The sequence below is a fragment of the Mesorhizobium sp. Cs1299R1N1 genome (assembly GCF_037179655.1).
Classification (GTDB): domain Bacteria; phylum Pseudomonadota; class Alphaproteobacteria; order Rhizobiales; family Rhizobiaceae; genus Mesorhizobium; species Mesorhizobium salmacidum.
The window spans coordinates 284,802-305,123 of the sequence record NZ_JAPYKR010000004.1; the positions used below are offsets into that span (position 1 = coordinate 284,802).

General features: G+C 63.1%; 16 protein-coding genes. 5 read left to right on the forward strand and 11 right to left on the reverse strand.

The window, feature by feature from the left end; genetic code table 11:
- Positions 1-64 precede the first annotated feature (64 nt).
- Complete coding sequence (locus tag O7A70_RS11285; RefSeq protein ID WP_337140446.1) at positions 65-679, forward strand: 3'-5' exonuclease; 615 nt, start codon at positions 65-67, stop codon at positions 677-679.
- A 38-nt stretch (positions 680-717) separates the two neighbouring features.
- Here O7A70_RS11285 and O7A70_RS11290 read toward each other — a convergent pair whose 3' ends face one another.
- Genes O7A70_RS11290 through O7A70_RS11305 form a run of 4 tightly spaced genes read right to left on the reverse strand, consistent with a single transcriptional unit; the run spans position 718 to position 4,795 of the window.
- A complete protein-coding gene (locus O7A70_RS11290; protein ID WP_337140447.1) occupies positions 718-1,368 on the reverse strand; it encodes an ABC-type transport auxiliary lipoprotein family protein in 651 nt (216 codons plus the stop codon).
- A 37-nt stretch (positions 1,369-1,405) separates the two neighbouring features.
- Positions 1,406-2,779 carry an MlaD family protein gene (locus O7A70_RS11295; RefSeq protein ID WP_027146358.1) on the reverse strand — a complete coding sequence of 458 codons (1,374 nt, stop codon included), beginning with the start codon at positions 2,777-2,779 and terminating at the stop codon, positions 1,406-1,408.
- Positions 2,780-2,793: 14 nt separating this feature from the next.
- Positions 2,794-3,603 carry an ABC transporter ATP-binding protein gene (locus tag O7A70_RS11300; RefSeq protein WP_140503653.1) on the reverse strand — a complete coding sequence of 270 codons (810 nt, stop codon included), beginning with the start codon at positions 3,601-3,603 and terminating at the stop codon, positions 2,794-2,796.
- A gap of 4 nt (positions 3,604-3,607) precedes the next feature.
- A complete protein-coding gene (locus O7A70_RS11305; RefSeq protein ID WP_337130390.1) occupies positions 3,608-4,795 on the reverse strand; it encodes an ABC transporter permease in 1,188 nt (395 codons plus the stop codon).
- Positions 4,796-4,872: 77 nt separating this feature from the next.
- On the opposite strand from O7A70_RS11305, the gene dgcA reads away from it, so the two are divergent.
- A complete protein-coding gene (gene dgcA / locus O7A70_RS11310) occupies positions 4,873-5,856 on the forward strand; it encodes an N-acetyl-D-Glu racemase DgcA (RefSeq protein ID WP_337140448.1) in 984 nt (327 codons plus the stop codon).
- Here the strand turns inward: dgcA and O7A70_RS11315 are convergent.
- Positions 5,827-7,041: an MFS transporter gene (locus tag O7A70_RS11315; RefSeq protein WP_337140449.1), complete on the reverse strand. Its 1,215-nt coding sequence runs from the start codon at positions 7,039-7,041 to the stop codon at positions 5,827-5,829. The two genes, dgcA and O7A70_RS11315, sit on opposite strands and share 30 nt — an antisense overlap.
- A gap of 130 nt (positions 7,042-7,171) precedes the next feature.
- On the reverse strand, positions 7,172-7,954 hold the full coding sequence (locus O7A70_RS11320) for a UDP-2,3-diacylglucosamine diphosphatase (RefSeq protein ID WP_032936358.1): 783 nt from the start codon (positions 7,952-7,954) through the stop codon (positions 7,172-7,174).
- 151 nt (positions 7,955-8,105) lie between these two features.
- Between O7A70_RS11320 and O7A70_RS11325 the strand changes: the two genes are divergently transcribed.
- The 3 genes from O7A70_RS11325 to O7A70_RS11335 all read left to right on the forward strand — a co-directional run bounded on the left by O7A70_RS11325 (position 8,106) and on the right by O7A70_RS11335 (position 12,647).
- Positions 8,106-8,885 carry an SDR family oxidoreductase gene (locus tag O7A70_RS11325; protein ID WP_027146364.1) on the forward strand — a complete coding sequence of 260 codons (780 nt, stop codon included), beginning with the start codon at positions 8,106-8,108 and terminating at the stop codon, positions 8,883-8,885.
- Positions 8,886-9,053: 168 nt separating this feature from the next.
- Positions 9,054-11,378, forward strand: a complete 2,325-nt coding sequence (locus tag O7A70_RS11330) for an NADP-dependent malic enzyme (protein ID WP_337140450.1) — start codon at positions 9,054-9,056, stop codon at positions 11,376-11,378.
- 69 nt (positions 11,379-11,447) lie between these two features.
- A complete protein-coding gene (locus O7A70_RS11335; protein ID WP_337140451.1) occupies positions 11,448-12,647 on the forward strand; it encodes a DUF2865 domain-containing protein in 1,200 nt (399 codons plus the stop codon).
- Here the strand turns inward: O7A70_RS11335 and O7A70_RS11340 are convergent.
- From O7A70_RS11340 to O7A70_RS11360, 5 genes are all read right to left on the reverse strand, one after another.
- A complete protein-coding gene (locus O7A70_RS11340) occupies positions 12,565-13,938 on the reverse strand; it encodes a glutamate--tRNA ligase (protein WP_337140452.1) in 1,374 nt (457 codons plus the stop codon). The two genes, O7A70_RS11335 and O7A70_RS11340, sit on opposite strands and share 83 nt — an antisense overlap.
- Before the next feature lie 197 nt (positions 13,939-14,135).
- Positions 14,136-15,317 (reverse strand): hypothetical protein, encoded by a 1,182-nt coding sequence (locus tag O7A70_RS11345; RefSeq protein ID WP_337140453.1) that lies wholly within the window; start codon positions 15,315-15,317, stop codon positions 14,136-14,138.
- A gap of 193 nt (positions 15,318-15,510) precedes the next feature.
- Positions 15,511-17,316, reverse strand: a complete 1,806-nt coding sequence (locus O7A70_RS11350; RefSeq protein WP_337140454.1) for an ABC transporter ATP-binding protein — start codon at positions 17,314-17,316, stop codon at positions 15,511-15,513.
- Between the two features lie 493 nt (positions 17,317-17,809).
- Entirely contained in the window at positions 17,810-19,486 is a 1,677-nt protein-coding gene (locus O7A70_RS11355) for an NAD+ synthase (RefSeq protein ID WP_337140455.1), read from the reverse strand.
- 63 nt (positions 19,487-19,549) lie between these two features.
- On the reverse strand, positions 19,550-20,266 hold the full coding sequence (locus tag O7A70_RS11360; protein WP_337140456.1) for a DNA-3-methyladenine glycosylase I: 717 nt from the start codon (positions 20,264-20,266) through the stop codon (positions 19,550-19,552).
- Positions 20,267-20,322: the final 56 nt, after the last annotated feature.

Here is a 20,322-nt window from a genome sequence, read left to right on the forward strand (position 1 = left end):
TGACGTCGCCATCCGGAAGACGCATCCGGGTTTTATTTCGTTTTCCGGAACCGGATCCTGAGTTGTGAAGACGGCAATCATCTTCGACTGCGAGTTTCTCTGCCTTGAGGGCTCGCAACGCAGATTCTGGTGCGCGGCCGATGACCCCGATCCGGTCATCGCCCAGATCGGCGCGGCAAGGCTCGGCCTCGAAGGCGACTTCCCCGTGCTGGGCACGCACAACGCCTATATCAGGCCGATCGACCGATTTGGCGAGAGATACGGGCTCGATCCGTTCTTCACCCGACTGACCGGCATCACAGAAGAAATCATCGAGGCCGAGGGCGTCGAGCTGGAAGATGCCCTTGCAGGCATCGATCGTTTCTCAGATGGGGCTCGGCTCTGGTCCTGGGGCAAGGACGAACTGAACATGATCGCCATCAGTTGCTATGTCGCGGGCATCAAGCCTTCCATCCCGGCCAACCGGTTCGATAACGCCGTCAAGCTGCTGATCGCGGCCGGCATGCCGATCGAGGATTTGGCAAGGACGCCGAGCAACAAGCTTGCGGATTACTACGGCGTCGAACACCCGCCATTGCAGGGGCACGACGCGCTAGACGACGCGCTGTCCGTGACCTACACCCTGCAGCACCTGATGAAGACTGGAAAGCTGCGGCCGGACGCCTTCGAACGTCTGTAGCCCCAAAGAGTTTGGTTGAATCCCTGCGCGCCTGGCGCTCAGATCACCGAACCCGTCCAGCGGACGATCTGCTTGGCCGCATCGCCGAAGGCTGCGTCGAGAGCGCGGACATAGGCGGGGTTGCCGCTGCCCGATACGGGCGCGGATGCGGTGAAGCTCTTGGAAGCCTTCACTTCGCCGTTGCGATCGTTGAGCAAGCGCACGAACAGGTCGACCTCGGCATGTTCGCCGCCATCGACGCGCACCTCGAAGGACCGAACCTCGACGATCACCTGATAGTCGATCGCTAGCCCCTCGCCCGGTTTCCCCACGCCGGCAAAGCTGCCCGAGCGCTGGAACGTCTCGGCCAACCGCGCCTGCACGACCAGCGGCAGGCGGTCAGCCCACTGCGCACCCTTCAGATACTGGATCGAGCGGTCGGAGGGTTTGATGACGATGTTCTGGCTGTCCAGCGCCTTCAGCGCCGAGGGCTGGGCGATCAGAATCTGCCGGCGGCTATGGCCATGCGCGTCGACCATTGGCGCCAACAGTTCGAACGTGTCGAGCGGTGCCGGCTTGCCGCCCAGCACCGCACAACCGGCAACCGTCAGGACAAGCAGCGCCGCGGCTGATTTCAACCCGCCCGTTCCAAGCCTACTCAACGTCACGCGTGATCCCCGTTGTCCCCGGATCGTAAGATCAACCCGCATTCACGAGCTATGTTCTTGCTGCGGGCCGGCGCCGAAGTCAACGCCGCGCCCTGCCGTCGAACTGCCGAACCTCGCCTTCGCCACCCGAAAGGATGCGCTGCGGATTGCGGCTGAGATCCGTCACCGCCTCCTCGATGCGGTTGATCGAGCGACGGCTGTCCTGCACCAGCGCCTCGACATTCTGCAGCCCCTGGCCGGAGAAGCGCGCCAGATTGTCGGTAATGACCCCAAGGCGGGCGTTCAGCGTATCGGCGACCTGCTTGAAGGATTTCAGCGTATCCCTTGCGTCGGCCATCACACCGTCGGCCTGGCCCGAGCCGAGCAGCTTGTCGACCTTGGCGAGGATACCGTCGACCCGCACCGAGGCGTCGTTAAGCCGTTGCGCCAGGTGCCTGGCGTCCTTGATTGTCTGGTCGATGTCGTCGGCCCGATTGGCGATCTTGCCGGTCACCTCCGCGATGTCGGCCGCCGCCTTGTTGGCGCTGTCGCTGGCCTTCTGGATGTTGGCCAGCGCTTCGCGCACCTGTGCCGGGTCGATGCCGTCGAGCACGCCATCGACCTTGGCCAGCGTGCCTTGCGTCTGCTTGGCGAAGTCGTTGACCGATCCCACCGCCGTATCGACGTTCTTGATCACGCCGTCGAGCTGCCGCGAGGTTTCCTTGAGGTTGCCTGTCACCGTATCGACGTTGGAAACGATGCTCTTGATCTTGTCCTTGTCGACGGCATTGAGCAGGCCTTCCGCCGCCTTCAGCGTGCCGTCGAGCTTTCCTGAAACGCCTTTCAGCTCGTCGGACAGCGCGCTGACGGCGGACAGGAATTTGTCGATGCCCTCGGAATTCCTGGCCAGTGCATCGGAAAATGTCTGCACGTTGTGCACGGTCTGCGTCAGCGGCCCGCGGACATCCTTGGTGAAGCCTTCCAGCTCCGTCAGCACCTTGTCGGCGCGGGTGAAGATGTTCTGCGCCGTCTGCAGCAGATTGGTCACGGCCGAAGGGTTGGCGACGATCTCGGCGACCTTGCCTTCCTTTTCGGCCTGGTCGAGCAGCTTCACTTCCTTGGGATCGGCGCCCTTGAGCTCGATATTGGCCTGCCCGGTGAGGCCGGCGAGGCCGATATCGGCCTGCGTCGACTTGGTGATCGGCGTCATCCGGTCGATCTCGGTGTCGGCGATGGCGACAGTTGGATTGTCGACGTCGATATAGACGCGCTTGACGTCGCCAACCTTGACGCCATTGAACAGCACGAAGCTGCCGCGGCCGAGACCGGAAGCCGAGCCCGGAATGCGCACCCGCAGCAGCGTCGTCTCGCCCCTGTCGCCGATCGCGGCCGTCCAATAGACGAAGCCGAAAGCCGCCAGGATCGCAACCAGCGTGAAAATGCCGACAATGACGTAGTTGGCTCTGGTTTCCATTGCTTCACTTATGGCTATGCACGTGCGGCAAGATCAAGTTGCCGGGCGCGTTTTCCGCGGAAATAGGATTTCACCCACGGTTCCTCGCTCTTCAGCATGTCGTCGATACTGCCTTCGACCAGCACCTTTTTCTTGCCGAGCACCGCCACGTGGTCGCATGCGGTAAACAGCGTGTCGAGATCGTGGGTCACCATGTAAACGGTCAGATCCATGGTGTCGCGCAGCTTGACGACGAGCTCGTCGAACTCGGCAGCGCTGATCGGATCGAGGCCCGACGTCGGCTCGTCGAGAAAGACGATGTCCGGATCAAGCGCCAGCGCCCTGGCAAGCGCGGCACGCTTGATCATGCCGCCGGAGAGCTCGGAGGGAAATTTCTGCGCCGCGTCCGGCGGCAGGCCGACCAGCTCGATCTTCAGCAGCGCCAGCTCGTCCATCAGCTTCCTGGGCAGGTCGAGATATTCGCGCATCGGCACCTGCACGTTCTCCATCACGGTCAGCGCCGAAAACAGCGCACCATGCTGGAACAGCACGCCAAGACGCATGTCGATGCGCAGCCGCTCGATATCGCTTGCCTTGTCGACGTCGACGCCGAACAGTTTGATTGTTCCCGACTGCTTGGGCATCAGCCCGAGAATGGTGCGCAACAGCACGGACTTGCCGGCGCCCGACGCTCCGACGAACCCCAGTATCTCGCCGCGCGTGATGTCGAGCGACAGCTTGTCGAGGATCAGCTTGTCGTCAATGGCAACGGTGACGTCGTGCACCGAGAGGACGATTTCACTGTCGTCCTCGCCCTTCACCTCTATCCCGTTGCCCTTCGCCATCTTGTCAGAACTCGATCGCTGCGTAGAACATGGCGAAAAGCCCGTCGAGGATGATGACGACGAAGATCGACTTCACCACCGAAGCGGTCACGTGCTGGCCGAGCGATTCGGCACTGCCGCCGACCTTCATGCCCTCGACGGAGGCGATCGTGCCGATGATCATGGCCATGAACGGCGCCTTGATCAGCCCGGCGAAAATCGTGCTGAGATCGATTGCGACACGCAACCGGTCGATGAAGGCAGCGGGTGGGATATCGGAGTAAAGCCAGGCAGCAACAATGCCGCCGCCGAGTGCGGCGAAATTGGCGATGATCGTCAGGCAGGGCAAGGCGATCACCAGCGCCACAAGGCGCGGAAAGACCAGGACGCCGATCGGATTGAGGCCGATGACCTTCAACGCGTCGACCTCCTCGCGCATCTTCATCGAGCCGATTTCGGCGGTGATCGCGCTGCCGGAGCGGCCGGCGATCATGATTGCCGTCATCAGCACGCCGAGTTCGCGCAGGATCAGCACGCCGACGAGATCGACGACGAAGATATCGGCGCCGAAATAGCTGAGCTGATAAGCGCCCTGCTGGGCAACGATGGCGCCGACGATCGCAGACATCAGCACCACCACGGGGATTGCGCCGACGCCCATGCGATCGATCTGGTTGAAGATCGCCGCCGGGTTGACGGCATGGCCGCGGCCGAGCTTCATCTGCGCGCCGCGGATGGTGGCGCCCAATATATTCATCGAAGCGAGGAAATCGTCGCGCATCTCGTAGACGCGCCGGCCAACCGCCTCCAGTGCCCGAATGACAATGTTGGGCGGCCGCGCCGGTCCGGATTCGGGTTCGCGCCGGACAGCTTCGCCGACCGCGTCGAGCAGGATGGAGGCGATCTCGCTTTGGCCTTGCAGCCGGACCTCGACGTTCTTCTTCTCGAAGGCGCTGACCAGCCGGTCAATCAGCCAGGCGCCGGCGGTATCGATCTTCTCGATTTTTGAAAGATCAAGCGCCAGGGTCTTGAAACCGCTTCGTTTCTCGATTTTGCGCATGTCGGCGTCGATCAGCGCCACGGTGCGTGTCGTCCAGATTCCGGAGAATGCGCAGCCGAGAACGCCATCTTCCTCGCCGACCGCCACGCGCGGGTCGTGGTCACCCCCCGAGGCGGTCGTGCCGCTTGCGTCGCGCTTGCCTATGGTCAACATGGCGTCCTGTTTAGCCTGATGGGTCCGACCTTGTCGATTTGCCGACAACCCTTCTCGCATAGCCGGAGCAGAAAAATATGGCGCGTGTCATTTCGGTCGAGGCCGAGCGGTTTCCGATCGCCGGAACCTTCACCATTTCGCGCGGCTCCAAAACCGAGGCCGAGGTCATCACCTGCACGATCAGCCAGGGTGGCCATGTCGGGCGCGGCGAATGTGTTCCTTATAAGCGCTATGGCGAGACGATGGAGGGTGTTCACGATGCGATCGAGGCGATGCGCGACCGGATCGCCAGCGGGATGGACCGCACCGCCCTGCTCGACGCAATGCCGGCGGGGGCGGGGCGTAACGCCATAGACTGTGCCCTTTGGGACCTTGAAGCCAAGATCAGCGGCAATCCGGTGGCGAACGCAATCTGGCCGGCCCCGTTGCATCAGCTCGAAACCGCCTACACGCTGTCGCTCGGCGAACCGGAAGCGATGGCGGCGCAGGCTCGCGCCAATGCCGGCAGGCCGCTGCTCAAGGTCAAGATCGGCGGCGCCAACGACATCGCCCGCATCCGGGCGGTGAGACAGGCAGCACCCGAGAGCCGACTGATCCTTGATGCCAATGAAGGTTGGACCGACGACAACATTGTCGCGAACTTCGCCTTTGCCGCCGAACAGGACATTGCCCTGATCGAACAGCCGCTGCCGGCGGGCCGGGACGGCATCCTGCGCCACATCGCGCATCCGGTGCCGGTCTGCGCCGACGAAAGCGTTCATGAAGCGGGGAACCTCGAAGCGCTTGTCGGTCTCTACGACGCCGTCAATATCAAGCTCGACAAGTCCGGCGGCCTGACGGCGGCGCTCACCTTGCGCGACCGCGCCCGTGAACTGGGCTTTGGCGTCATGGTCGGCTGCATGGTCGGCACGTCGCTGGCAATGGCGCCGGCTGTGCTGCTCGCGCAAGGAGCCGATTTCGTCGACCTCGACGGGCCGCTGCTGCTTGCCCGGGACCGTGTGCCGGGCCTCGTTTACCAGGGATCGCTCGTCTCACCGCCGGACCGGGCGCTGTGGGGCTGAGCGCGCGGCAAGCCCGATCAGCACGAGGCCAATGATCGCGATCGGGATCATCGCAAGGAACCCGTCGACGCCCAGACGGTCATAGAGCGGACCGGACGCAAGCGTGACGGCGGCCATGAAGAAACCGTTGAAGAAATAGGCGATGCCTTGCGCGGCACCCGTGCGCTCTTCGGACACGGTCTCGGCGATCATCTTCTGCAGGCCGATCAGCACCATCGCGACAGACACCGAATGCAGCGACTGCACGGCGAAAAACCCGCCGACGCCAAGGCCGAGCGGCCACACCAACGGAAAGGCGAACCAACGCACGATCGAACCGATGCCGGCAATGAGCATTACCCGGACGACGGATACGGAGGCGAAAATGCGATTGAACAACAAAAACATGCAGACTTCGGAGACGACGCCCCAAGCCCACAGCAGGCCGACGACGGAATCGCTGATGCCGATCGATTTCCAGTAGATCGAGACGAAGCCGTAAAGGAAGGCATGGCTGGCGGTGATGATGCCGACGCCAAGCGTGAAATAGAGGAAATAAGCATTAAAAAGCCCCGGCGCCGCGTGCTGGATTTCCGCCGCCGACAGTGGCGAGGCTTTGCGCGGCCGCCCCATGCGCGGCGCCAGCAGGCCTGCGGCGAGTGCCGCGCCAAGGGCAAGGAATATGATCACCGGAACGGCTTGAGGGCCGCTGGCCGCCAGAATGAAGCCGCCCGCGATATTGGCCAGGAGATAGCAGACCGACCCCCATTTACGCATGCTCGCATAGTTGGAACCGAAGCGGCGCACGCCCGAAAGCGCGAGCGAATCGGCGATCGGCGAATGCGGCGTCCAGACAATGGTCAGCAACAACGACACCGCCAGCACCGTCGCGTAGGTCGGTGTCAGGAAGTACCCCGCGGAGAGCAGCAGCGAGGCCGCGACCAGTACGACATAGACGTCGGCGCGGTCCCTGGCTCGATCGGCAAGTGTCGTCAGCAGCGGCGTCGTCAGCACGCGCAGGAACATCGGCGCTGCCAGGATGACGGCGATCTGTTCGGCGTGAAATCCCTTGGCCTGCAACCAAAGCGGGAAATAGGGCAAATGGGTGCCAAGCGATATGAACAGCGTGCCGAAGATCAGGCTCATGCGCAGCTCAAAACGGCTCGGCTTCACGAGTTGTTCGGGCGAAAGCGGCGGCAGCAGCATGAATCGATCCAATGACGCTGCGGCCAACGACCGGCGAGCAGCGAGAACCGATCCTTAACATGAGGAAAAACCGGGCGAAACCGGCTGGACCAGCCGATTAACACCAGAAAGCGCAGGGCCGGCTTCCGCCTCAGGCGGCCTGCACCACCCTGTCCTCGATGAGCATCGGGATGAAGGGTTCGTCAGGCGCTTCAGGCAGGATATGCGCCCAGGTCAGGATTTCCATGCGGCCGTCGAAATGCTCGACCACGGCGGTGCAACTCTCCACCCAGTCACCGGTGTTGATATACTGCACGTCGCCATAGCTTTCGATGGCGGCATGGTGGATGTGCCCGCAGATGACGCCGTCGACATGCGAGCGTCGCGCTTCCTCGCTGAGCACCGTCTGGAACGAGCCGATGAAGTTCACCGCCTTCTTGACCTTGACCTTGGCCCAGGACGAAAACGACCAGTAAGGCAGGCCGAGCAGTTGGCGCAGCCGCGTGATCACCCGGTTGACCTGCATGGCGGCGTCATAGGCATGGTCGCCGAGATAGGCGAGCCAACGCTGGTTGTGGACGACGGTATCGAACTGGTCGCCATGGATGACCAGCAGTCGCCGGCCATCGGCGGTTTCGTGGATGGCGCGGTCGGCAACGACGATGCCGCCGAAATGCACGCCCTGGAACTGGCGGGCGAATTCGTCGTGATTGCCGGCGATATAGGTGATCGAGGCGCCCTTGCGCGCCTTGCGCAGCAGTTTCTGCACGACGTCATTGTGGCTTTGCGGCCAGTGCCAGCTGCGCCTCAGGCGCCAGCCGTCGACGATATCGCCGACCAGATAGATGATGTCGGCATCGTGGTAGCGAAGGAAATCGATCAGGAAATCGGCCTTCGCCGCCTTCGATCCGAGATGGACGTCGGAAATGAACATGCTGCGGAAAGTGCGGGGCTCTTGGCCTGGCATCGCGGATCACCCTTGCTTTCGAGCAGCCTATGCCCCGATTCATGCAACAACCGTATGACGGTTGCGATTGGTCCAGCGCTGGCGCTAGCCTGCCGGGCAAATCAAGGAGAAAATCATCATGGATCTCGGTATCCGCGGAAAGAAGGCCATCGTCTGCGCTTCGAGCAAGGGGCTTGGTCGTGGCTGCGCCATGGCGCTGGCCGAGGCAGGCTGCGACATCGTCGTCAACGGGCGCAATGCGGAGCTGGTCGCCAAAACCGCCGCGGAGCTGCGCCAGCGCCATGGCGTGACGGTGACGGAGGTCGTCGGCGACGTTTCGAAGCCGGAGGTACAGAAAGCGTTGCTCGCCGCCTGTCCGGAACCCGACATCCTCGTCAACAACAATGGCGGGCCGCCGTTGCGCGATTTCCGCGAACTCGATCGTGGAAAGATCCTCGAAGGCGTTACCCAGAACATGGTGACACCGATCGAACTGGTGCAGGCGGTCATCGACGGCATGGCGGCGCGCGGCTTCGGGCGCATCGTCAACATCACCTCGCTGTCGGTCTATGTCCCCATCCCCGGCCTTGACCTGTCATCTGGTGCGCGCGCCGGCCTGACGTCGTTCCTCGCCGGCGTGGCGCGCACGGTGATCGAGCGCAACGTGACTATCAACAGCCTGCTGCCGGGCAAGCTCGATACCGACCGGCTGCGCGGCCCGCATGAGGCCGGCACGCCAGAGGATCCCAAGGCAGCCGCGGCGCGCAAGACCCGCATCAGTGCCGACGTACCGGCCAAGCGGCTCGGCACTCCGGAGGAATTCGGCCAGATCTGCGCCTTCCTGTGCTCCGTCCACGCCGGCTATCTGACCGGGCAGAACATACCCGTCGACGGCGGTCTCTACGTCAGCGCCTTTTGACCCGCGAAGCAGGGCAACCTGATTTCGCATGAAACCACCGTAACCAACTGAGAAATATTGGATTTTGACGCGCCGGCATTTAAAGCTGCCGGCGCGTCAATTAGCGTCGCGAAAAATCTTGGCCTCATGCTAAAAGGACTTTCGAAGCAGGTTTGGAGGAGCGGCCGCATGGAAGGCGAGAACAAGAAAACGGCACGTTCGGACCTCGACGAAGCCGCCCTCTACTTCCATAAGCACCCGACGCCGGGAAAGCTCGAGATCCAGGCCACCAAGCCACTCGGCAACCAGCGCGACCTGGCGCTCGCTTATTCGCCCGGCGTCGCCGCCCCTTGCCTGGAGATTCGCGACGATCCGGCGACTGCCGCCGACTACACGGCGCGCGCCAACCTGGTCGGCGTCGTGTCGAACGGCTCGGCCGTGCTCGGCCTCGGCAATATCGGGCCGCTGGCCTCCAAGCCGGTGATGGAGGGCAAGGCGGTCCTGTTCAAGAAGTTCGCCGGCATCGACGTCTTCGACATCGAGATCGATGCGCCGGAAATCGAGCGCATGGTCGAAACCGTCGCCGCGCTGGAACCGACTTTTGGTGGCATCAACCTCGAGGACATCAAGGCGCCGGAGTGTTTTGAAGTCGAAGAACGCCTGAAAGCTCGCATGGGCATACCGGTGTTCCATGACGACCAGCACGGCACCGCCATCATCGTCGCCGCCGCCGTGCTCAATGGGCTGGAATTCGCCGGCAAGACCATTTCGGACATCAAGGTCGTCACTTCCGGCGCAGGTGCTGCCGCCCTTGCCTGCCTCAATCTGCTCGTTTCGCTCGGCGTGCGCGTCGAGAACATCTGGGTCACCGACCGTTTCGGCGTCGCCTACAAGGGTCGTGTCGACGAGATGGACCGCTGGAAAGACCCTTATGTAAAAGACACAGAGGCGCGCACGCTCGCCGACGTCATAGCGGGCGCCGATGTCTTTCTCGGCCTCTCGGCCGCCGGTGTGCTGAAGCCGGAGCTGCTGCAACACATGGCGCCGAAGCCGTTGATCCTGGCGCTTGCCAATCCCAATCCGGAGATCATGCCGGAAGTGGCGCGCGCGGCGCGTCCGGACGCCATGATCTGCACGGGCCGGTCCGATTTTCCCAATCAGGTCAACAACGTGCTTTGCTTCCCCTATATCTTTAGGGGAGCGCTCGACTGCGGCGCCAGTGCCATCAATGAGGAGATGAAGATGGCGGCGGTGCGGGCGATCGCCGCCCTTGCCCGGGAAGAACCTTCCGATGTCGCCGCGCGCGCCTATTCGGGCGAAACGCCGATCTTCGGACCCGAATTCCTGATCCCCTCGCCCTTCGACCCGCGCCTCATCCTGCGCATCGCGCCGGCCGTCGCCAAGGCAGCCTGCGACACCGGTGTGGCGACACGGCCGATCACGGACTTCGCCGCCTATATCGACAAGCTCAATCGCTTCGTCTTCCGCTCCGGTCTGGTGATGAAGCCGGTGTTCTCCTCCGCCAAGTCCTCGAGCGCCAAACGCGTCATCTACGCCGACGGCGAGGACGAGCGTGTCCTGCGTGCCGCCCAGGTTGTGCTTGAGGAAGGTATCGCCGAGCCGATCCTGATCGGCCGCCCGCACGTCATCGAGGTCAGGCTGAAGCGTTATGGCCTGCGCATCAAGCCCGGTGTCGATTTCGGCCTGATCAACCCGGAGGACGATCCGCGCTACCGCCACTATGTCGACCTCCTGATCGAACTCGCCGGCCGCCGCGGCGTGACGACAGAGGCCGCGCGTACCATGGTGCGCACCGACAACACGGTGATCGCGGCGTTGGCGCTGAAGCGCGGCGACGCCGACGCCATGGTCTGTGGCCTCGAAGGCCGTTTCGAGCGGCATCTGCGAAACGTGACGCTGATCATTGGGCCGCGCACCGGCATCAAGGACCGGGACCTGTCGACCCTTTCCATGCTGATCTCGCAGCGCGGCATCATCTTCCTCACCGACACTCACGTCTCCGTCGACCCCACGGCCGACGAAATCGCCGAGATGACCGTGCTGGCGGCGGAAGAAATCCAGCGTTTCGGCATCGAGCCGAAGGCGGCACTGCTGTCGCATTCGGATTTCGGCTCGCGTGATTCGCCGAGCGCGCTGAAGATGCGTCAGGCCGCGGCCATTCTGGCGCGCATCGCGCCGGAGCTGCAGTGCGACGGCGAAATGCATGCCGATTCCGCTTTGTCGGAGCATCTGCGCCAGCGCGTCTATCCGCATTCGCGTCTGAAGGGCGAAGCCAATCTCCTGGTGTTCCCGAACCTCGATTCGGCCAACATCACGCTGACGGCGCTGCGGGCCATGATGGATGCCCTGCATGTCGGCCCCATCCTTCTCGGCACCGACAAGCCGGCGCACATATTGACGCCCTCGGTGACCTCGCGCGGCGTCGTCAACATGACGGCGCTGGCGGTGGTCGAAGCCGCGCACAAGGCGCAGGCGATCGCCAATCTGGACTGACTTCCGAAATGGACGATTAACCGCGAACGGGTTAGCCTTGGCGACCAGAGGCAAGCGGGATCGAGGCGGATGGCAAGCGGAGGTTTGAAGCAGGCGCATGCTGCCGTGCTGCTTGGCCTTCTGCTGTCCGGCGCAGCGGTCGGCGAGCCGCAGGCCGCTTCACGGATCTGCCGTCAACTGGAGGCCGACCTCGCCGCGGCCTCACGCGGCGGTGGCGGCGGCCCGGCACTGGTCCGGAAATACGACGCCGCGATCGAAAGGCAGCGCGAACAGATCTCGAAGGCTCGCGGCCAGGCGAGCAGTGCCGGCTGTGGGTTCTCGCTGTTTTCGCGCAACATCAACCAGTGTGCCGGGCTGAACGCCACCATCGAGCGCATGAACGCCAATCTCGATAGTCTGCAGGCCAAGCGTGCCCAACTCGCCGGCGGCGGCGGTTCACGCCGCGACCGGGGCCGTATCCTGGCGGCGCTCGATGCCAATGACTGCCGTGACGATGCGGTGGCACCCCGCCGCGCGCCTCCGCAGGAAGCCAATCGTGAAGATGGGGCCAATGCCAACCTCTTCGATCAGCTTTTCGGCGGCGGCAACCGGCAGATCGATACGTTGGACCAACCTGACGATTCCGGCGAGGAACGCGACGTCAGCCGCGTCCTCAACCAGCCCGGCATTCCGGACGTTGCGAGCAGCGGCGGCGAATTCCACACCAGCTGCGTGCGCACCTGCGATGGCTATTTCTTCCCCATGTCGAACGCCGCCTCGGCCGGTGATTTCGAGCGCGACCAGAAGAATTGCGAATCGGCCTGCCCCGGCACCGAGATGCAGGTTTTCTATTCGCGCGGCATGGACGACGATTCGGCATCGATGACGTCATCGGTCACCGGCAGGCCCTATGGCGAATTGCCAACCGCCTATCTCTACAAACAGCCCAACATGTCGCGGCCGCCCGCTTGCGGCTGCAATGCCGCGCAGAATTTCCAGATCATTGGCGGCAACCCGCCAAGTCAGCAACAATCACAGCCCGAACCGGATGCGGCGCCGACTATTCCGGCCTCGAAGCCTGATCCGGGTGCCGACCCCGAGACCCTGGCCAATAGAGACGGCGGACTCGACCGTGAAGCCATCAAGCGCCTTTCGGCCAAGCCGGTGGCATCGCCGGTTTCGGCCCTGCCTCCGGAACAGCGCAAGGTCAGGGTCGTCGGGCCATCGTTCCTTCCCGACCCATCAGCGGCAATAGATCTGCAAGCTCCGGCCCCGAAGGCAGTCCAGTAAGGGCAAGCCTGAGCGGCATGAACAGCGCCTTGCCCTTGCGGCCGGTCGCTTCCCTGATCTTGCCGGTCCAATCCTTCCAGACCGTCCCGTTCCACGGTTCCTCAGGCAGGAGATCGAGTGCCTGATGCAGAAAATCGCGGTCGTCATCGGAAAACTCGGGCTTCTCCTGCGGCCCTTCGCGCAGGACACGCCACCAGGCAACCGCATCGGCCAACCGGTCGATATTGCCGCGCACCGCCAGCCAGAACGGTTCGGCGTGTTCGCCTGAAATACCCAGCACCATCAGCCGGTCCCGCGCCTCGTCGAACGGCATACGCTGCAGCAGCACCCGGTTGAGCACGAACAGTTCGGCCGGATCGAACTTGGACGACGATTTCGAGGTCGCGGCCGGGTCGAAATGGCCGGCAAGTTGGGTAAGGTCGTGTGCGGCCGCGACATTCTCCGACGTGCCGACCAGCACGGCCAGCGAAGCGACGGCCATCGGCTCGATGCCGTCTTCGCGCAGGCTCTCGATGGAAAGTGCGCCGGTGCGCTTCGACAGCCCCTCGCCCGAGACGGTGGTCAGGAGATTGTGGTGGCCGAAGACCGGCGGCTCGGCACCCAGCGCCTTGAACAGGGCGATCTGCACGCCGGTGTTCGTGACATGATCGTCGCCGCGGATGACGTGGCTGACGCCCATCTCGATGTCGTCGACAACGGAGGGCAGCGTGTAGAGATAGGTGCCGTCCTCACGCACCAGCACCGGATCGGACAGCGAAGCCAGATCCACCGTCTCCTCGCCACGCACCAGATCGTCCCAGTGGATCTCGGTGCGCTCCGGCTGCCGCGGATCGCTGGAGAAATTGGGCAGCAGGAAACGCCAATGGGGCCGGCGCCCGTCGGCCTGATATTCGGCCACCTGCTCTGTCGTCAGCGCCAATGCCTCGCGGCCATAGACCGGCGGCAGGCCTCGCGTGCGGCGCACCTTGCGCCTGAGGTCGAGTTCTTCCGGCGTTTCGTAGCAGGCGTAGAGAACACCCGCCGCCTTCAGCCGCTCGACCGCGGCGTCATAGACTTCGAAGCGCCGCGACTGATAATCGGTGACATCCGGAAAGATGCCAAGCCAATGCAGGTCGTAAAGGATGGCGTCGGCGAATTCCTGCTTCGAGCGGGCGATGTCGGTGTCGTCGAAGCGCTGGATGAAGCGGCCCTTGTTGTTGAGGGCAAACAGCCAGTTGAACAGAGCGGTGCGCGCATTGCCGATATGGATGCGGCCGGTCGGTGACGGGGCGAAACGAACGGTAACTGTCATGAGCGGGGCGTACCGGATGCCTTTGTGATTGACAAGATGCGCCCCCGCGCCGTGCCGCAGACATAGAACATGGCGGCTGGAATGAAAAGACCGGGCCGGGCACGCCTCAAGCGGCGGATGGCGGCCACCAGCCTGGCGGCACCGCCATAAGAGGTGCAGCCAACCGGCGGAGTCGACGAAGAGGTCGTGGAAGACGATCAGCGGCCGAAGTCATCGGAACTGAGGCGGGTCCAGCGGTCGCCCATCAACCCGCCGATAGCGATGTCGCCGGAGCGGACCGCTTCCGTGATATCGGGGATTCGCGAGCGGACCATCGTCCCCCCGGCATAACGGAAGAAGAGATTCCTGTAGCCGAAGAGGTGAGGCATGAACCTGCTCTGGGTCTGCCCGGTGATGCCCACGCAGCCCATATCCCGCGCAGCCGCGACAAGGCCATCCAGCGTCGCGCCCCAGTGGTGTCCGGAAGCCTGGATTTGCAACAGGATCGCCATGTCGCCGGGTCGACCGTAGAAGGCGTAACAACCGAGCATTTTGCCTGTCGCGTCGTAAGTCCCGCCGAAATGAAGGGGGCCGTTGGCCCGCTTCTCAGTCGCCAGTGAGAGCAGCCGGGGCAGTTCGCCATCCCTCCAACTCGGGCGAAGGGCGTAATCGGACAAGAGGGTCGGCAGCCGCTCGGCAAATTGCGCGGCATTGATCGGCTCGGCATGGACCCGTTGCGACGATGAATGCTGGACGGGCGGTTCGAACCTTCGTTTCGCGAGAACGTCGAATGCTCTCGCGCAGGGATCGAGTGCCAGGCGAGGCAGGCGGGGCCATTTGCGGTGCAATGCGGCGGCGGCCATCGCGGCCGGCCGGAAAACATAGGTCCATCCCAGACAATGGACCGGCAGGAGCTGGTATTTCATCGGACGCGCGAAGGCCAGAGACACCCGGTTGGCCGAATCGGTCAGCTGCAGATCGAATTCGCCTTGATGCAAGGCACGCAGCAATTGCGGTCCGGCCGATCCGTGATCGGCGCCGGGGTCGGCCATGAACGGACCGATGATCGCCGCATTCAATGCCGCTCCGTTGAGCTCGTAACGGGCTTTCAGGACGCCAAGGAACCCACCTAGATCGCCCTGCGGGTTGATCTGGACAAGAGCGTTGCTCTCACCGGACTGGCCGGCAGGGTCAAGATAGATCTTCCCCATATACTCCGCCGTTTCCGCGATCGCGCGATCGAGGCGGTGACGCCGACGCCCGCGAAACTTCGTCAGGAAGAGTGCGGCGACGCGTTCGAGATCTTCGGCGGCAAGCGGCCGAACCGAGCCGTGCTGGGATTCCAGCACCGATGGCGCAGCCACCTTTTCCACACCGGTAGTTTCGGAATCAAGACGCATTGTGAGACCGCTTAGATTGCTTCTTTGGTATACAACAACCAAAAGTAGAGAAACGAATTTCGGTCGGTAACGTAAACAGACGTCGCAAATCGATGTCTGGAAAAGGGCTTCACTGGCGGGTTCGCTCAGCCAGCATACGCCAAGTGATAGGCACTCCGGATGGCCTCCGGCCAAAGCCGGAGGCCATCTCAGGTCAATCGACGAGGCCCTTGGTCAGCTCCAGCGCCTGGCGCTCGAACAGGCGGCGGTAGATGCCGCCCTTCAGGCGGATCAACTCGTCATGCGAGCCTTCCTCGACGATCTTGCCGCGATCGAAGACCAGCAGCCTGTCGAGTGCCCTCACCGTCGAAAGCCGATGCGCGATGACCAGCGTCGTGCGGCCGACCATCAGCCGTTCCATCGCCTGCTGGATCAGCACCTCGGATTCCGAATCGAGGCTCGACGTCGCCTCGTCCAGGATCAGGATGCGCGCATCGGCCAGGAAAGCGCGGGCGATCGCCACGCGCTGGCGCTCGCCGCCCGACAGTTTCACGCCGCGCTCGCCGACCAGCGTGCCATAGCCCTTCGGCAGGTTGGCGATGAAGTCGTGCGCGCTCGCCAGCCTGGCGGCATGCTCGATCTCCTCCTGGCTGGCGCTTGGCCTGCTATAGGCGATGTTTTCGGCCAGCGAACGGTGGAACAGGATCGGTTCCTGCTGGACGATGGCGATTTGGCCGCGCAGCGACGCCTGGGCGACCTGTGAGATATCCTGGCCATCGATCACGATCTTTCCCGCGCTAACGTCATAGAGCCGCTGGATGAGCTTGACGAATGTCGTCTTGCCCGAACCCGAGTGACCGACGAGTCCGACACGTTCGCCTGGCGCGATATCGACCGAAAAGTCGCGGTAGAGCGGCGACCGGTGATTGCCATAGTGGAAGGTGACGTTGTCGAAGGCAATGTGACCCTGCGTGATGGCAATCGGTCCGGCGCCGGGCCGATCTTCGATACCGAGCGGCTCCGACTGGAAATCGACCAGTTCCTCCATGTCGTTGATCGAACGCTGCAAATTGCGGATATGCGTGCCGATATCGCGCAAATAGCCTTGCAGCACGAAGAACGAGGTCAGCACAAAGGCGACATCGCCGGCGCTCGCCTGCCCCCACGACCACAGCATCAGCGCCAGGCCGATCACCGCGGCGCGCATGACCAGCAGCAGCGCCCCTTGCGTGGTGCCGTTGATGGTGCCGCGCACCCAGGTGCGCCGTGTGCGGGCGCGCCATTTGGCAACCACCCTGGCGAGGCGGCGCTCCTCGCGCTCCTCGGCGCCGAAGCCCTTGACCACGGCGTTGCAGCTCACCGCGTCGGCCAGCGAACCACCGAGACGCGTGTCCCAGGTGTTGGCGAGCCTTGCCGCCGGCGCGACATAGCCGAGCGACAGCATCGCCGTCACCATGATGAACAGCACCGAGCCGGCTGCGACGACTACGCCCATCAGCGGCCAGAACCAGCCAAGCAGCAGCGTCGAGCCGGCGAGCATGACAACGGACGGCAGCAGCGCGATCAGGATGGTGTCGTTGAGCAGATCGAGTGCCCACATGCCGCGCGTCACCTTGCGCACGGTCGAGCCGGCAAAACTGTTGGCATGCCAATCGGTCGAAAAGCGCTGGACGCGATGGAAGGCGTCGGCCGCGATGTCGGCCATCATCTTGAGTGTCAACTCGACGATGCCCATGAAGGCAAGATTGCGCAGCACGACGCCAGTGAGCGCCAGCGCCATCAGGATGAAGAATGCCGTCATCGCTGCATTCCAGGCAATGGCGTCCGCGCCGGCACTGCTGGCGACGGCGTCGACCAGCCGGCCGGAATAGAGCGGTGTCAGCACGTCGGCCAGCGTCGACAGCAGGAAACCGCCCATGATCAGCGAGAGCCGCCAGGGCTGACGCCGCCAATGGATGAGCGTAAACCCAAGAACGCTGCGAAAGGCGCTGGCGCGCAAATCGATCTTGAAACGAGCCATGATGTCATTCGGGCGCAAACGAGCCCGATCCCAGTAAGGTCGAAAATTGAAAAACCGCGCCGGGCGAATGGCCCTTGAATGCGGAGGTTCGGCTAAGGTTGGTCGCCTGCCCTTGGGCGGCGACCGGCAGCGGCAAATGCCTTTTTCTGCGTCCGGTTTGGTTCCGATACTTCGGAACACCGGCGCAGACCTAGGCCTCGCGGCCTCGCATAACGATGTCAAATCCGGGCATTCGGTCCTCCCTGAAGGGAATCGCGGAGACGCCGTTATACGGACGCTTCAATCGTTCGCCAAGGCAAGCCATGGCCAAAAGCACTTCTGGTCCAGCCGATGAGGCGATTTTGCAACAGTCGGACCTGTGCCTATCGTGGCCGCATGGTTTTCACCCGGCAGGCCATCAACAGGTCGGAGGTCGCTCGGAAATCGATCCGCGACAGTCGCCATGCTTGCACTCGCAGCATCGCGCACTCTCGCTCAGCAAGCGAAAAGACGCCTATCCACGATCCCTGAAACGGTTGGTGATGGGATAGCGGCGGTCGCGGCCAAAATTCTTCCTGGTGATCTTCACACCCGGTGCCGCCTGCCGGCGCTTGTATTCGGCGATGTAGAGCAGATGTTCGATGCGCGTCACCGTCGCCCGGTCGTGGCCACGCGCGACGATGTCGTCGACACCCATTTCGTTCTCGACCAGGCATTCCAGAATATCGTCCAGCACCGGATAGGGCGGCAGCGAATCCTGGTCTGTCTGGTTCAAGCGCAATTCGGCCGACGGCGCCTTGTCGATGATGTTCTTCGGGATCACCTCGCCCGAAGGTCCGAGCGCGCCCGGCGGCACATGACTGTTGCGCCAGCGCGACAGCGCATAGACCTGCATCTTGTAAAGGTCCTTGATCGGATTGAAGCCGCCGTTCATGTCGCCATAGAGCGTGGCGTAGCCGACCGACATCTCGCTCTTGTTGCCCGTGGTCACCACCATGGAGCCGAATTTGTTGGAGATCGCCATCAGGATGGTGCCGCGCGCACGGCTCTGCAAATTCTCCTCGGTGATGCCTTCCTTGGTGCCTTCGAACATCTGCGTCAGCGTGTGCAAAAATCCTTCGACCGGCTCGAAGATCGGCACGATGTCATAGCGGCAGCCGAGCGCACGGGCGCAGTCCTCTGCATCCTTGAGTGAGTCCTTCGAGGTGTAGCGATAAGGCATCATGACGGCACGCAGCCGCTCCTCGCCGAGCGCATCGACCGCAAGGGCGGCACAGATCGCCGAATCGATGCCGCCGGACAGGCCAAGCACGACATTCTTGAAGCCGTTCTTGTTGACGTAGTCGCGCAAGCCGAGCATGCAGGCGCGGTAGTCGGCCTCCTCCTTGTCCGGGATTTTCGACATCGGTCCTTGCGAACAGACCCAGCCGTTGTCCGTACGTTTCCAGATGGTGACGTCGACCGCGTCCTCGAACTGGCTCATCTGGAAGGCGAGCGTCTTGTCGGCCCCGATGGCGAAGGAGGCGCCGTCGAAGATCAGCTCGTCCTGGCCGCCGAGCTGGTTGGCATAGATCATCGGCAATCCGCATTCGATGACCTGCTTGATAACGACCTGGTGGCGAACGTCGATCTTGGCGCGATAGTAGGGCGAACCGTTAGGCACCAGCAGGATTTCCGCGCCGCTTTCGGCCAGCGTCTCGCAGATGCCGACCTCGCCCCAGATGTCCTCGCAGATCGGTATGCCTATGCGCACGCCGCGGAAGTTGACCGGTCCCTGGATCTCAGGCCCTGCCTGGAAGACGCGCTTCTCGTCGAACTCGCCGTAATTCGGCAGGTCGATCTTGTAGCGTTCGGCGATGATCTTGCCGCCATCGGCGAAGACGATGGAATTATGCGTGCCGCTCTTGCGCTTCAGCGGCGTGCCGATGATGACGCCCGGACCGCCGTCGGCGGTATCGGCGGCAAAGTCCTCGGCGGCGCGCTCGCATGCCCTGAGGAAGGCCGGCTTCAGCACCAGATCCTCCGGCGGATAGCCAGCAAGGAAAAGCTCGGTATAGAGCACGAGATCGGCGCCCTGGCGGGCGGCATCCGCCCTCGCCTCGCGTGCCTTGGCGAGGTTGCCGGCGACGTCACCGACGGTCGGATTGAGCTGGGCGATGGCGATACGCAGTATGTCGAGCTTCTTGGTCATGCTGCTGACTTAGCGCGGCGGAATTCACCTCGCAATGGCGTTCGTTTGGACCAATTCAGACCGTCAATCGTCGCCCATATAGTCGCGCAACGATTGCGGAGAGTGGTTTTCGCCGATCGACATCGCCAGGATGCGCGAGATGTGCCGGCGCGGCAGGCCTGTCTCGTCAGCCCATCGGTTGATCTGTATCTGGACCTTGTCGAGGTCCTTCTTCGATGTCGGATTTTCGGCGATGTCGAGGCCCGCGTCGCGAAGTGCGGCCGCCATGTCGGCCGAAATAACGAAAGCATCCCAGCCCAGCCAGCGCAGGAAATACTGGCCGGTGTTGCCGCCGAGCCGGCTGCCATGCTTGCCCAGATAAGCCATCAACCCGACCTGGTCGTCGGCGGGCCATTCGGCGAGAAAATTGCCGAAGCCGCCATGTTCCCTGGACACGCGTTCAACGAAAGCGGCGTTGTCGCGAACGGATTTGATCTTCTGCGGATTGCGCACGATGCGTTGATCCGAAGCCAGGTCGTGCCAGAAATCGTCAGGCTGGAACAACAGCCGCTTGGGCTCGAAGCGCAGGAACGCCTCTTCGAATCCAGGCCATTTTTGCTCGATGACACGCCAGACGAACCCGGCGGCGAAGACGCGCTCGGCCATCGTCGAGAGGATACGGTCATCGGTGATGTCGGCCACCACCGCATTGTCGGGCATCGGTCCCAACAGGGAGGTCAGTTCCGCCTCACCGCCCTTGCGATTTGCCGCGCGAGCACGAATTTTCTTGAAGTCGGCCATCGGTCCCCCTCGTTTCGCCTCAATCTAGCACTTCCCGCCCGGGCCGGCAGCCTCTA